The sequence below is a fragment of the Exiguobacterium sp. s152 genome (assembly GCF_018618335.1).
Lineage (GTDB): Bacteria > Bacillota > Bacilli > Exiguobacteriales > Exiguobacteriaceae > Exiguobacterium > Exiguobacterium chiriqhucha.
In genome coordinates, this window is sequence record NZ_JACSLX010000001.1 from 170012 (window position 1) to 183944 (window position 13933).

The following is a 13933-nucleotide window of genomic DNA, read 5'->3' on the forward strand; positions in this document are numbered from 1 at the left end:
TCAGCGCCCACCGAGTAAGCTCTTTTCGACTTTCAAGAACTGGCTGCGCGAACGCGACATCATCTGAATCCGCTCCTCTGCCATCTTCTCGGCGGCGACATGCGTCGGCACCCCGTCGCGCTCGGCGATCTCGAAGACGCGCTGCATGTTGTCATAGATGAGTTCGACTTTCTTCATCGCCCGCTCACGGTTATAGCCTTCGAGCTCGTCGGCCACGTTGATGACACCGCCCGCGTTGATGACGAAGTCCGGCGCATACAGAATGCCGCGCTCTTCGAGCACATCCCCGTGACGATCCTCGGCGAGCTGGTTGTTGGCCGCACCGGCGACGATTTGAGCCTTGAGCATCGGAATCGTCTTGTCATTGATGATCGCACCGAGCGCACACGGGGCGAAGATGTCACAATCGACCGCATAAATCTCGTCCGGTTTGACGACCGTCGCTCCGAAGTCCGTCTCAGCGCGTTTGAGCGCCTCTTCGTTGATGTCGGTGACGACCAAGTGCGCCCCTTCTTCATGTAAGTGACGGCACAAGTTGTAGGCGACGTTGCCGACCCCTTGGACAGCGACTGTCTTGCCGGCGAGCGAATCCGAACCGAACTTCCATTTCGCTGCCGCCTTCATGCCGCGATACACGCCATACGCCGTCACCGGCGATGGGTTGCCGCTCGATCCGAACGCCGGGCTGACGCCGGTCACGTAATCTGTTTCCATGTGGATGAAGTCCATATCGGCGACAGACGTATTGACATCCTCGGCCGTGATATAGCGTCCGCTGAGCGATTGCACGTAACGACCGAATGCACGGAACAACGCCTCTGATTTGTCCGTCTTCGCATTGCCGATGATGACCGCCTTCCCGCCACCAAGGTTCAGTCCCGCCGCCGCGTTTTTGTACGTCATCCCTTTTGCGAGACGAAGGACGTCCGTGAGCGCTTCTTCTTCCGATGCATAGTTCCACATCCGCAGCCCCCCGAGAGCCGGTCCGAGTGTCGTGTCATGAATGGCGATAATCGCCTTCAGTCCTGACGCCTGGTCTTGGCAAAAGACGATTTGCTCATAGTCCTCGGCCTGCAAGACGTCGAAAATTCGAAAGCGTGGTTCCATGTTTGTTTCCATCATTGATGATTCCTCCATAAAATTTATTTTTTAGCGTGCAAGAGCGCGAATGCGAGTGAGTACAGTTTGGCCTCGGCCGTATCGGCCCGGCTCGTCAAAACGACCGGTGCGGCTGCGCCGACGACGATCGCCGCCACGCTCGCTTCGGCAAAGTACATCATCGACTTATAAAGGACGTTGCCGACCTCTATGTATGGGACGAGCAATAGGTCGGCTTGTCCGGCGACCTCACTCTCGATGCCTTTTTGTTTGGCCGCGACCATGTCGACGGCGTTATCGAGCGCAAGCGGTCCGTCGACGACACATCCTTTGATTTGGCCGCGACGGTTCATTTGGGCGAGCAGCGCCGCGTCTGTCGTGGCGGCCATCTGTGGATTGACCACTTCGACGGCGGCGATGGCAGCGACACGCGGTAGCTCGTACCCGATGTCTGTCATCGCATCGACCGCGTTGGCGATGATGTCCACTTTCTCTTCGAGCGTCGGCGCGATATGGATGGCCGCGTCGGTCACGCCGATTAATCGTTCCCGGTTCGGGATTTGAAATAAGGCGATATGGCTGAGCGTCCGATTCGTCCGGAGTCCTGCCTCGCGGCTGAGCACGGCTTTCATGAACGTCGACGTCGCGACCATTCCTTTCATGAGCACATCCGCTTCCCCTGTCTTGACCGCGAGCGTCGCCCGTTTGGCAATCTCTTTATCGCCTTTGACGTGGATGATATCGACCGCGTGATCTTCGATGCCGTGCTCGTCGCATAATCGTTTAATCTCCCGGGCATCTCCAATCAATTTAAATCGAGATAGACCGTGATCGGTCGCGAGTTTGACGGCGCGAATGACCTCCACATCGGCGGCCCCGGCAATCGAGACGGTTCGCCCGTCTAACTGCTTCGCCTTTTCGAGCATCCGTTCAAAATTCATGCATGTCCCCCCTTGCCTGTCTTCATCTACTAACAAGCAATTTTGTTTCCACTTTTGAAAGCGCTTTAATAGGTCGTTTAATCTGCACTTTTTTGCATGGCACGAAAAAAAGTGCAGGCAATTTATTGCATACGTTCAAGTTTATTATACAGTGTCCGAATCGAAATGTGTAATCGCCGGGCGGCCTCTGATTTGTTGCCGTCCGCCTCTTCGATGGCCCGTTCAATCAAATCACGCTCATAACGCGACACGGCATCCTGTAACGACAGCGCGTCGGTCGGTCGGGCCGATGCAACGCGCGGTGACAGCTGTAGGTGGTGCGGCGCGATCCACTGCTCGGAACTCGCCATATAGATGATCGCCCGCCCGAGGACATTCTCGAGCTCTCGGACGTTGCCTTTCCAATATTGATTCTTCAACAGCTCGGTCGCCTCGCGGTTCACCCCGCGCACGCTGCGGCCGTACTCTTGGTTCAGCTTGCGGACGATGCGTTCGCAGAGAGGCTCGATTTCTTCGAGCCGATCCCGGAGCGGCGGGATGTGGATCGGCATCCGGTTGATTCGATAATATAAGTCTTCACGGAACGTGCCGTCCGCCACTTTTTGTTCAAGGTCGGCGTTCGTCGCCGCGATGATGCGGACGTCGACCGGAATCGCATTCGTACCCCCGACCCGCACGATTTCATGCTCCTGCAGGACACGGAGTAGTTTGACTTGGACATCGACCGGCAGTTCGCCGATTTCGTCTAAGAAGAGTGAGCCGCCATCGGCCTCTTCGAAATAGCCGACCTTCCCACCACGTTTCGCCCCACTGAAGGCGCCGTCCTCGTAGCCGAACAACTCACTCTCGAGGAGCGTCGGGGAGATGGCCGCGCAATTGACGCGAACGAATTTCTTGTATTTGCGCGGGGACTCACCGTGGATGGCGTGGGCGAACAGTTCCTTGCCCGTCCCCGACTCCCCGCGAATAAGGACGGTGACCGGCGTGACCGCGGCGAGGCGGGCCTGTTCGATGACGAAGCGCATCGCGTCGCTCGACGCGATGATGTCGGCGAACTGGTATTTCGCCTCGAGGTTGCGGATGCGTGTCTTCGCTTCTTGCAGCTCGTCACGGAGCGCTCGGATTTGAGACACGTCCCGGATGACACCGACCGACCCGCGCAACTTCCCTTCGACGATAATCGGTTCGGCATTGACGAGAATGTCGCGCCGAGTCGCCCCGATTTGCATCCGGATATCGCGGACTCCTTGCCCGGTCGACAGCACTTTCAAGTGGACACTCTCCTGCATGCCGATGTCGGCCGTCGCCGGCTTGTCGACGACGTCTTCTTTCTTGAATCCCGTCAGTCGCGTATAGGACGGATTGATTAAAATCGTGTTCCCGTTGTGATCGGCGACCGAGATGGCCTCGCTCGTACAATCGATAATCGCCTCGAGCATCTGTTGATTTTGCTTCAGCCGTTCGACGACGATGCGGATGAACTCGCCGGGCAAGACGACCGCGTCGGCGAAATGTCCTTTCAACTCATCGAACGTCTCGGAGCGGCCCGTCGTCTCAATCACGAAATCGAGACGCTTGTCGGCACATGCCCGCCAATCCTCCGCCGTCATAATCCCCTGGTTCCGCGCGAGTTGCATCCCTTCGGCCGTCGGCTCCGGGTCGATGACGGCGACGACGGTGACGAGCGGCGAGTCGAGCAACATTTTCAGCACCTCGGTCCCGCCTTTCCCCGCACCGACAATCATCAATCGTTTATTCATTCAGACATCCCCCATTTTTACCGTTCTGCATTCATGCTACTGAACCTGAACTGATTTCGCAACCTCACAAAAAAGGCCGTGTCGAGCTATGTATTTTCTGGTAAACTTATGAGTGTTAAGGAGGAGATCTTATGCGTATCATCGCACTGTTGATCTTAATCATCCCTGGCCTCTTCGGTGTCTATGGCATCAAGTTACTTCGCGACAGTTTCTTCCTCAAGACGAGCGTCCCGTTCTCTTGGATCGAGTCGGTGGCAGCCGCCTCGATGTTACAAGGAACGTTTGGACTGTTGATCGCGATGGGCGGGATCGGTTTCGTGGCAGGTTATATCTTCAATCGTGACAAGAAAACAGGCAAAGTCCCACGAATAGATTCTTGAACACACAAAAAAGGTTCCCTAACTTGACTTCATTTCAAGTGCGGAACCTTTTTATTCGTATTGAATTGTGATCACTACGGATGATCTCCTCTCCTACTTGCTACAATCTTGTGACATGAGGCTCCAATGGTCTTCTTAATGAAGAAGTTTGAAAGAAAGTAGTAACTGCCGTCTTGCGTGAACGGAAACGTACCCATTCGAGTTACTAACGATTATTCATCGGGTCATGTCGAACCATCCATCGTGAAGTCGAACGCTTGCCATAAACTGTTCAACGGTTGACAACACTCCTTTTGGTCAACTGAACGATTCGTTTTCCCCGGACACGGTCCCTAGCTTCGAACTCGATGCCGGAATCGCCTCGCGAATGAGCGTACGTCGCGACCTCTCGTCGGGACGATGACGATTTGAGATGTCGTTCCCACCTCTGAGCTATTGACGGATAGCGGTCCGAGATGATTTCTTGCTCTAACACGTTCCGGAACGCGTTAGAAAGCGTTCATCTGACGCTCGTCCAAGTAACTTGGTACACCTTTATTATAACAAGTTCTGCATGATTTGCAAGCGCTTTCTTTCACAGAGTAAAAGAAAATCAGGAGGAGGGTCTCCTGATCGATTATTGCTGTTTAAACGATTGATATGTGACGAAATACGAGATGAATTCCGAGTTTTTCGGACTGCGCTCGCGCTCAGGGCGACCGTTGAACATCTCGTGGTCCCGCATCCCGTTCTCCCACGCCGTCTTGATGGCGTGGCGCATCGCCCGCTCGACGCGGGACGAGGTCGTCTCATGCTCTTTCGCAATCATCGGATAGAGCTCCTTCGTGATCAATCCGAGCAGCTCCTGACGCTCTCGGACGTAGACGACGGCTTGGCGGATATATTTGAACCCTTTGATGCGCGGCGAGATGCCGAGTTGTTGCAGCAAGAGCGAGATGTCGAGTTCTTCCGGCGACATCGCTTCGAACTCACGGCTCGAACCGGCGGCGAGTTCGCGGATTTTCGTGATCAATTGTTGAATGTTGAACGGCTTGACCAAAAAATAAGAAGCGCCGAGTTGAACTGCCTGCTTCGTGACTTCATCTTTCCCGAACGCACTGAGCATAATCACTTCTGGTTTAGCGTGCGCCAATTCCGTCTGTAACCGTTCGAGGACGCCGATGCCGTCTAAGTGAGGCATGATGATGTCGAGCAGCAGCACGTCCGGCTGGTGTGTCTTGACGACGTCTAAGCATGCCTCGCCGTCGTAGGCGGTCCCAACGACTTTTAAGTCGTCTTCGGACTCGAGTTGGCGGGTCAACAAATCGACGATTTCTCGATTGTCGTCCGCGATGCATAATGTGATCAATTAAGACACCCCTTCGATAAACTTCCGTTTTAATTGGAGAGACATAGTGAGCAGTTCCTCCACGTGTTGTTTCGTCAATTCCGTCATCTGCGCCCCGGCAATCATCCGTCCGAGCTCATCGACCCGTTCGGCATGCCCGAGCGGCGAGACGTTCGTCTTCGTGCGCTCATCCGTCTCCGTCTTCGTGATATACAAATGCTGGTCCGCCATGGCGGCCACTTGGGCCAAATGGGTGATGCAGAGCACTTGCGATCCGACCGATAACCGGAAAATCTTCTCGCCCATCGCTTGGGCAACACGTCCCGACACACCAGTGTCGACTTCGTCGAAAATGATGGATGCGACACCGACAGTGCGCGAGAAAATCGACTTCAACGCGAGCATAACACGGGACAGTTCTCCGCCTGAAGCGACTTTGGCGAGCGGCTTGAACGGTTCGCCGACGTTCGTCATCATATAGAACTCGACTTGGTCAAGTCCGTCCGCTTTGAACGACCCTTCTTTGAACCGGACTTCGAACTGGGTCTTCTCCATATACAATTCCTTCAATTCACGTTGAATCGCTTTCTCGAGCTCTGTTGCCGCTTGTTTGCGTGCCGCCGATAACGCCAGTCCGGTCGTACGCACTTTTTGTTCGAGCCGGGCGAGCCGGTCCGATAGTTCTTGCAAATGTTCTTCCCGATTCGTCATCGATTTTAACTCGTCGGCGATTTTCTCCCCATACGTGATGACCTCGTCGATCGTGGCCCCGTATTTCCGTTTCAACTGTTGAAACAAGGCGAGCCTCGTCTCAATCTCATCAAGTCGAATCGGGTCAAATTCGAGTGAATCGAGCTGGTCACGCAACTGGAATTTGGCGTCCTCGAGCAAGAAGTAAGCGTTCGAGATCGTCTCGGACATCGGCGCGAGCGAAGTCGACAATGAGGAAGCTTCCTCCATCTCGCGCATGGCGATTCCGATTTGATCGAGACCTTTCGCCTCATCCGCGACGGCCTCATACGATAACCGGACGTGCTGATGAATCCGCTCGAAGTTGGCGAGCTCGTTCCGTTCCTCGGTGAGCGCCTGTTCTTCCCCGACCTTCAGTTCGGCCGCCTCAATCTCATTCGTCTGGAACGCGAGCAGGTCCATGCGCTGGGCCAGCTCTTGTTCGCTTTGACTCAATCGTTTCAACTCGTCGGCGACGTTCTTCCAATCGACGTAAGCCTCTCGATAACGTTCGAGGAGCGGGGCAAGCTCGGTTTCGGCAAAACTATCTAAAATGCCGAGATGGTATTCGGCATCCATCAAGTGCTGGTGTTCATGCTGGCCGTGAATATCGACGAGCAGCCGTCCGAGCTCACGAAGCGTCGACAGCGGCATCATCTTGCCGTTGACACGGCAAACGCTCTTTCCGCTGCTATGTAGGTCGCGGCGCAAAATGACGGTCCCTTCTTCAATCTCGATGCCGTATTGGGTCGCCGCCTCGATGATCGGATGGTCTGGTTCGACGTTGAACAGCCCTTCGATCTCCGCCTTGTCTTGGCCATAGCGGACGAACTCGCTCGAACCTCGGCCCCCGACGAGCAGGCCGATCGCATCGAGCAAGATTGATTTTCCGGCTCCGGTCTCACCCGTCAATACGGTCATCCCACGGTTGAACGTGATATTCAGTTCATCGATGATCGCAAATTGTTTGATCGATAGTTCTGCTAACATACGATAGTTCACCTCATAACATTCCGAGTAGTCGTTCGATGATTCGCTTCGCCTGGTCTTCGTCGCGGGCAATCATCAAGATTGTGTCGTCCCCGCACACCGTTCCAATCAATTCATCCCATGACAAATGGTCAATCAAGACACCAATCGCATCCGCATTGCCCGGTAATACTTTCATGACGACCAAGTTTTGGGCCGAGTCGACCGAGACGAAACTGTCGCCGAGGATTCGTTTCATCTTGCCGTACGGATTGAAGCGTTGATCGGCCGGCAGACTATACTTATAGCGGCCGTCATTGAGCGGCACTTTCACGAGATGAAGCTCTTTAATGTCTCGTGACACAGTTGCCTGCGTCACTGGATATCCAGAGCGATGTAGCTCATCGACGAGCTCGTCTTGTGTCTCGATTTCACGATTGGTCACGATTTCTCGAATTTTAATCAAGCGCTGTCCTTTGTTCATACTCGCTGACACCTCATTTTATGTTTCGCATACTCAGTATCATTCTAAAGTATTGTCGAAAAAAGGTCTAGCTTTCGCGGGATGAATTCCCTGGATCGGCGAGCGGACACAAAAAAACTGCAGACAAGACGTCTGCAGCTCAAGCGTTCTTCTTCAATTGCGCGTGGGCGGCGTCGATGACCGCGTCCACGTCGATGGCTGGGTCGACACTGCCGACGCCGATGAAACGGGCGAACAATAAGAACTCGATATTCCCATCCCCACCGGTGATCGGCGAGAAGTCGAGTCCCGCAACTTCGAACCCTTCCGAGGCGAAGTAACGGACCATGTCGTCGACGACCCGTTCATGGATGGCACGGTCCCGGACGATGCCTTTCTTGCCGACATCGGCCTTCCCGGCCTCAAATTGCGGTTTGACGAGCGCCATGACGATGCCGTTAGGCTTCAAGATCGTCTTCAACGGCGGAATCATGAGCCGAAGCGAGATAAATGAGACGTCAATCGTCGCAAAGTCCGGCGCCACCGGAAACTGGTCCGCGGTCGCATGGCGGAAGTTCATCCGCTCCATGACGACGACACGGTCATCGCTCCGCAGCTTCCATGCCAATTGGTTATAACCGACGTCGACGGCATACATCTGCGCAGCGCCGTTTTGGAGCGCGCAATCAGTAAACCCGCCTGTCGATGAACCGATATCGATGCCGATGTTACCAGCCACATCGAACGGGAAGACTTGGAGCGCTTTTTCAAGCTTCAGTCCCCCCCGTCCGACGTATGGCAACACTTGGCCTTTCACTTCGAGCGGGATGTCGTCGAACACTTTGTCGCCGGCTTTCTCGAGCCGTTCAGTCCCGCTATAGACGAGCCCGGCCATGACAGACCGCTTCGCCTTCTCTCTCGTCTCCGCTAAGCCGCGGTCGACGAGGAGCACATCTAATCTAGTTTTCTTTCGTTTTTCCATAGTTCCTCACACATTCTGTCGATTTGTCACTTGAACGAACTGCTGAACCGAGTCAGCGATTTGCGTCGGACGGAGCCCGATTTCTTCGAGCAGCTGATTGACGCCGCCGTGTTCGATATAGCGGTCCGGAATGCCGAGTCGGAGCACACGCGGGAACTGCCCGGCATCGCTCGCATGTTCGAGCACACTGCTACCGAAGCCACCGGCGAGCGCCGCTTCCTCTAACGTGACGAGCGGGATGCCTTCCGCATATAAAGCGGAGAGCATAGCGTCGTCGAGCGGTTTAATCGTCCGAGCGTTGATGACGCGGACGCTCACTTGTCCTTCAAGCAGTGCGCGTACTTCGAGCGCGTCTTGTACTTGTGGACCGAACGTCAAGATGGCGACGTCCGTTCCGTCTGCAACCGTCTCCCAGACGTCGAGCGGCAATTCGCGAAGCGTCTCGCTCATCGGTGTGCCGATTCCTTCACCACGCGGGAAGCGGACGGCAATTGGACCGTCGTCATACTTCAGCGCTGAATAGACAAGATGTTGCAACTCTTCCTCGTCTTTCGCCATCAAGATGCGAATGTTCGGGACATGACGCATAAAGGCGATATCGAATACCCCTTGGTGCGTCTCCCCGTCCGCTCCGACGAGACCAGAACGATCGATTGTGAAGACGACGTTCAAGTTTTGACGGCAAATGTCGTGCACGAGCTGATCATAGGCGCGTTGGAAGAACGTCGAATAAATCGAGACGACCGGCTTCAATCCTTGTGTCGCCTGTCCTCCGGCCAATGTGACCGCATGTTGCTCGGCGATGCCGACGTCAAACATCCGCTCCGGGAATTGCTTGTTGAAGCAATCGAGTTTTGAGCCGACGCTCATCGCTGGTGTGATGAGTGTCACGCGCTCGTCCGTCTCGGCGACTTTCGTGATCGTCTCAGCGACGACCTTCGAATAGCTCGGTCCTTTGACCTTGCCTTTGATGACTTCTCCCGACTCGATTTTATACGGTCCGAGACCGTGCCACGTGCCGACACCATCGAGTTCGGCCGGACGATAGCCCTTGCCTTTTTTCGTGATGACGTGAACGATGACCGGTCCATCGATTTTCTTGGCGTACTCGAGCGTCTCGAGCAGGTCGCGTAAATCGTGACCGTCCGTCGGTCCGAAGTACGTGAATCCGAGCTCTTCGAAGAACGTCCCTGGGATGAGCGCTGATTTCAGCATATCCTTCACGCGTTCCCCGCTCCGTTCGAGCGAGTTGCCGACGATCGGGATATGTTTGATGAGCGTCTCGACTTCCTCACGGGCGTGTTTCAGTTTACGTGACGACCGCATCCGGCCGAGCATGTTGTGCATCGCGCCGACGTTCGGCGCGATTGACATCTCGTTATCGTTCAAGATGACGATGACATTTTGTTTCTCGGCGCCGATATGGTTGAGCGCTTCGAGCGCCATTCCCCCAGTGAGCGCCCCGTCCCCGATGATGGCGATGGCCCGGTCGTTCGAGCGTCCTTTCAACTCGTTCGCGATGGCGATTCCCATCGCGGCCGATAAGGACGTCGAGCTGTGCCCCGTCTCCCAGACGTCATGATCGCTCTCACAACGCTTCGGGAATCCGCATAAGCCGTTGTATTGACGCAGCGTATCGAACTGACTCGTTCGTCCTGTCAAGATTTTGTGGACGTACGCTTGATGCCCCACGTCCCATACGAGTTGGTCTTTCGGACTGTCAAATACACGGTGCAAGGCAAGCGTCAATTCGACAACCCCTAGGTTTGGTCCCAAGTGCCCTCCCGTTTCAGCCAATTTTTCAATCAAAAACCGTCTGATGTCTGCGCCGAGCGCTTCTAACTCGGGTACCGACATCTTTTTTAAGAATGACGGGTCTTGAATGGATGTCAAGTCCATGATGACCATCCTTTCTCCTGTCTTATTACTGATTCGTACCTTACATTTTACAAGAATGTGTCCATAGATGCTATACATTCACAAAAACAAAGGTGACACGATGTGCTCATCGTGTCACCGAGATTAATGATTGCGTCGTACGACGAAGTCGAGAAGCTCCCGTAAAAGCGGGGCCTCGACCGAAAGTTCGGCCAGTGCGGCCTCACTTTCCGTGACTTCTTGTTCCAGCGCTTTTTTCGCTCCATCGAGACCGAGCAGTTTCGGATACGTCGCTTTATCGTTTCCTTCGTCCGAACCGACTCGTTTCCCGATGAGCGCCTCGTCTCCTTCGACGTCTAAAATATCATCTTGGATTTGGAAGGCGACCCCGAGATGTTTTCCGAACCGTGCGAGCGCCTGACGATCCGTCTCGGAAGCGTCCGAAAGGATGGCCCCCGCTTCAAGGGCATACACGAGAAGCGCCCCAGTCTTCCGCTCATGGATTGATTGCAGAGTCGACAGTGTCACACCGCTCCGTTTTTCAGCGAGCATGTCATCGAGCTGACCGCCGACCATGCCGGCGCTACCTGCCGCTTCACTGAAGCGGGCGATGAGTGCGACGCTCTTCACTGGTTCGAGCTCCGCATGGGCCAGAATCCGAAACGCGTCCGTCAATAGGGCGTCGCCTGCGAGAATCGCGGTCGCCTCATCGAACCGACGATGATTCGTCGGACGCCCACGCCTTACGTCGTCATCATCCATCGCCGGAAGGTCGTCGTGGATGAGGGAGTACGTGTGAACCATCTCGAGGGCGACGGCCGCTTCATGACCGAGCGCCCGCGGACGTCCATATGTATCGAGGACGGCATAAAGGAGAGCCGGACGAATCCGCTTCCCCCCTGCCTCGAGTGAGTACGTCATCGATTGGAATAAACGTTCCGGCATCGACGACGCGTCAATGAGACGGCGTGTCGCCGTCTCGACTTCCTGTTTCCACTCTTGAAGATAGGCTTGCGCGCTCATACGGTGCCACCCTTTTCACGGAGCGTCCCATCGAGTTCGAGAATCTCGTCCATCTTCTGTTCCGCGGCCGTCAGTTTGGCCTGGCAGAGTGCCGACAAGCGGACACCTTCCTCATAGAGGGTCATCGCTTCTTCAAGGGCGACTTCTCCTGTCTCGAGTTGCGTCACGATTTCCTCGAGGCGGGCGAGTGCCGCTTCAAACGTCTGTTCTGCTTGTTGTTTCGCCATCATGTCTCTCCTTCACTTCCGCAACGGCTTGGCCATCCCGAAACCGGATTGTCACCAGGCCGTCATGTAGTTGTTTGACATCTTTCACGTACGTCCCATCCTGCTCAATCAACGTATATCCTCGAGCGAGCACGGCGAGAGGACTGACCGCGTTCAAGCGACCGACTTGGGCTGCAAAGCGGTCCGTCGGTCGTTCGAGTGGCCGGATGCGCTTGAGGCGACCGTCGAATTGTCGGTGTGTCTCCTCGTTGCGACGAAGCGTCTGCGCCAGCTTTCGGACATCGAGCTGTTGTCGGGACTGGGCAAGGCGATGTTTGGCATGTGTCACTTGTTTCGTGACACCTTGTTCGAGCCGAATCTCGGCTTGTTCGAACCGCTCCCGCTTTTGTGTGAGCGTGAAGCGGGGCGACTTTAAGCCGTAACTGTTCGTCGCCCGACCGAGCCGTTCCCGAATCGACGACATCTGATTCGTGACGGACCGGGTCAACTGGGCCGTCAACCGTTCGACGTCTTTTCGTTGCGCCTCGATCGTCGCTGTCGCGAGCTCTGCCGCCGCCGTCGGAGTCGCGGCTCGCACGTCGGCGACAAAGTCAGCCAACGTGAAATCGGTTTCGTGCCCGACGGCCGAGATGACAGGAATCCTAGATTCGTGAATCGCTTCGACGACGACGTCCTCGTTGAACGCCCATAACTCTTCAATCGACCCGCCACCTCGGCCGACGATTAACACGTCGCAATCGGTGCGTTCGTTCATCCATCGAATCGCGCTCGCCACTTGCGGGGCGGATTGATCGCCTTGGACGGCGACGGGCGCAAACGTGATGGCCACGTGCGGCGCACGACGCCTGAGTGTCGTGGCAATATCGTGGAGGGCCGCTCCTTTCGGCGAAGTGATAATCCCGATTCGCTCCGGGAAGGCCGGCAGTGGACGTTTCCGTTCCGTTGCGAACCATCCCTTCGCCTCAAGCTCACGTTTTCGTGCCTCATACCGTTCGAACAACATCCCGATGCCGTCCTGTCGCATCAGTTCCACGTAAAGCTGGATGTCGCCTGTCGATTCGTACATCGTCACGCGGGCGACGACGATCACATTCATCCCGTCTTTCGGTTCGAAGTTGAGCGTCCGGGCGTCACGAGAGAACATGACCGCCTTCATCCGCGACGATTCGTCTTTGAGGGTGAAATAACAGTGCCCGGAGGCGTAACGTTTGAAGTTCGAAATCTCGCCGATGACGGCAAGTTGTTGCAAAATCGGGTCATCGTCGAGCTGTCGCTTCACGTAACGGACGACTTCGGAAACTTGAATCGGATTATCCACGAGAGGCGACCTCGACCGTGTTGTGCATGAGCATCGTAATTGTCATCGGGCCGACACCACCCGGAACAGGGGTGATTGCGCTCGCGACATCACGGACACCTGCAAAGTCGACGTCCCCGACGAGACGGCTGTCGACGCGGTTGACACCGACATCGATGACAATCGCCCCGGGTTTGACCATGTCAGCTGTGACGAGACCGGCCCGACCGACGGCGACAATCAAAATATCGGCCTGCCGTGTCATCGACCCGAGATCATTCGTCTTCGAATGGCAGTAGGTCACCGTCGCGGATTCGTTCAAGAACAGCATCCCGACCGGTTTCCCGACGATTTGGCTGCGACCGACGACGACGACGTGCTTGCCGACCAAGTCGGTCTGCGTCTTGACGAGGTGTAGAATCCCGTGCGGTGTACATGGCAATAGCGTCTCGAGACCGAGCATCATCTTCCCGACGTTCGTCGGATGGAACCCATCCACGTCTTTGTCCGGTGAGATGCGCATGATGACGCGATTCTCATCGATATGCTTCGGCAACGGCAACTGCACGAGAATACCGTGCAACTCGTCGTCCGCGTTCATCGAATCAATCAGTTCGAGCACTTCACGTTCTGAAATCGTGTCATCGAAGCGAATTACTTGCGAATCGATGCCGATGTCAGCCGCTGCCCGCTCTTTCCCCCGGACGTAGCTGTGGCTCGCCGGATCATCCCCGATTAAAATGACTTTCAGTTTCGGTACGATGCCGCGCGCACGGAGCGCACTGACACGTTCTTTCAACGTCTCCCGATATGATGCTGCGATTTGTTTCCCGTCGATCACTACTGCCATCTCTCTCAT

13 protein-coding genes are annotated in these 13933 nt (G+C 55.5%); 1 reads left to right on the forward strand and 12 read right to left on the reverse strand.

The genetic code is table 11. The features are described 5' to 3' along the window. From KNP72_RS00915 to KNP72_RS00925, 3 genes are all read right to left on the reverse strand, one after another. Window positions 1-1122, reverse strand: coding sequence for a Glu/Leu/Phe/Val family dehydrogenase (locus KNP72_RS00915; protein WP_214720377.1), 1122 nt, complete (start codon window positions 1120-1122; stop codon window positions 1-3). A gap of 20 nt (window positions 1123-1142) precedes the next feature. Next, window positions 1143-2039: a phosphate butyryltransferase gene (gene yqiS / locus KNP72_RS00920; protein ID WP_214831840.1), complete on the reverse strand. Its 897-nt coding sequence runs from the start codon at window positions 2037-2039 to the stop codon at window positions 1143-1145. A 122-nt stretch (window positions 2040-2161) separates the two neighbouring features. Then, on the reverse strand, window positions 2162-3799 hold the full coding sequence (locus KNP72_RS00925; RefSeq protein WP_214831842.1) for a sigma 54-interacting transcriptional regulator: 1638 nt from the start codon (window positions 3797-3799) through the stop codon (window positions 2162-2164). 131 nt (window positions 3800-3930) lie between these two features. Between KNP72_RS00925 and KNP72_RS00930 the strand changes: the two genes are divergently transcribed. Next, window positions 3931-4179, forward strand: a complete 249-nt coding sequence (locus KNP72_RS00930; protein ID WP_021067693.1) for a DUF2627 family protein — start codon at window positions 3931-3933, stop codon at window positions 4177-4179. Window positions 4180-4795: 616 nt separating this feature from the next. Here the strand turns inward: KNP72_RS00930 and spo0A are convergent. The 9 genes from spo0A to folD form a co-directional block, all read right to left on the reverse strand. Continuing rightward, window positions 4796-5527, reverse strand: a complete 732-nt coding sequence (gene spo0A / locus KNP72_RS00935) for a sporulation transcription factor Spo0A (protein ID WP_021067694.1) — start codon at window positions 5525-5527, stop codon at window positions 4796-4798. Further along, window positions 5528-7225 carry a DNA repair protein RecN gene (gene recN / locus KNP72_RS00940; RefSeq protein ID WP_214831844.1) on the reverse strand — a complete coding sequence of 566 codons (1698 nt, stop codon included), beginning with the start codon at window positions 7223-7225 and terminating at the stop codon, window positions 5528-5530. It lies immediately after the preceding gene. 13 nt (window positions 7226-7238) lie between these two features. Further along, window positions 7239-7688 carry a transcriptional regulator AhrC/ArgR gene (gene ahrC / locus KNP72_RS00945; protein WP_021067696.1) on the reverse strand — a complete coding sequence of 150 codons (450 nt, stop codon included), beginning with the start codon at window positions 7686-7688 and terminating at the stop codon, window positions 7239-7241. 139 nt (window positions 7689-7827) lie between these two features. Further along, complete coding sequence (locus KNP72_RS00950) at window positions 7828-8649, reverse strand: TlyA family RNA methyltransferase (RefSeq protein ID WP_214831846.1); 822 nt, start codon at window positions 8647-8649, stop codon at window positions 7828-7830. Between the two features lie 6 nt (window positions 8650-8655). Further along, a complete protein-coding gene (dxs, locus tag KNP72_RS00955; protein ID WP_214831847.1) occupies window positions 8656-10548 on the reverse strand; it encodes a 1-deoxy-D-xylulose-5-phosphate synthase in 1893 nt (630 codons plus the stop codon). 123 nt (window positions 10549-10671) lie between these two features. After that, a complete protein-coding gene (locus KNP72_RS00960) occupies window positions 10672-11550 on the reverse strand; it encodes a polyprenyl synthetase family protein (protein ID WP_214720372.1) in 879 nt (292 codons plus the stop codon). After that, window positions 11547-11777, reverse strand: a complete 231-nt coding sequence (gene xseB / locus KNP72_RS00965) for an exodeoxyribonuclease VII small subunit (RefSeq protein ID WP_029595272.1) — start codon at window positions 11775-11777, stop codon at window positions 11547-11549. Before xseB ends, KNP72_RS00960 begins: the two co-directional genes overlap by 4 nt. Continuing rightward, entirely contained in the window at window positions 11746-13095 is a 1350-nt protein-coding gene (gene xseA, locus KNP72_RS00970; protein ID WP_214720371.1) for an exodeoxyribonuclease VII large subunit, read from the reverse strand. The genes xseB and xseA overlap by 32 nt, the downstream gene beginning before the upstream one ends. After that, window positions 13088-13924 carry a bifunctional methylenetetrahydrofolate dehydrogenase/methenyltetrahydrofolate cyclohydrolase FolD gene (gene folD, locus KNP72_RS00975; RefSeq protein ID WP_214831848.1) on the reverse strand — a complete coding sequence of 279 codons (837 nt, stop codon included), beginning with the start codon at window positions 13922-13924 and terminating at the stop codon, window positions 13088-13090. Before folD ends, xseA begins: the two co-directional genes overlap by 8 nt. Window positions 13925-13933 lie beyond the last annotated feature (9 nt).